A 361-nucleotide genomic window follows, 5' to 3' on the forward strand; every position below is an offset into this window, starting at 1 on the left:
CCATCACGTAACGGGCAGGCGAGACGCCCGCGTCGCGGGTAAAAACCCGGGTGAAATTGCGCGGGCTCATCGCCACCTTTTCGGCCAAATTTTCCACGCACAGGTCGGCGGTGAGGTGCTGCAGGATCCAGGTTTGCAGTTCGCTGATAGGCCCCGATGCTCCAGGCTGCTGCAGGCTATAGCGGCGGAACTGCAGCGGTCCGCCGGGGCGACGCAGATACATCACCATATCCTGCGCCACGGCGCGGGCGAGGGTAAATCCGTAGTCGTCATCCACCAGCGCCAGGGTCAGATCGCACCCGGAACTCACGCCGCCGGAGGTCCAGATGGGGCCATCCTGAATATACAGCGGGCCGCCGTC

Annotated in this window: 1 protein-coding gene; it reads right to left on the minus strand. The window is 64.3% G+C overall.

Annotated elements, in window-relative coordinates:
- On the minus strand, positions 1 to 361 hold a 361-nt coding region (locus tag A6013_RS24710; protein ID WP_373452511.1), incomplete at both ends, for an AraC family transcriptional regulator.

It is taken from the genome of Enterobacter sp. IF2SW-B1 (assembly GCF_001743375.1).
GTDB classification, from domain to species: Bacteria; Pseudomonadota; Gammaproteobacteria; order Enterobacterales; family Enterobacteriaceae; genus Enterobacter; species Enterobacter bugandensis.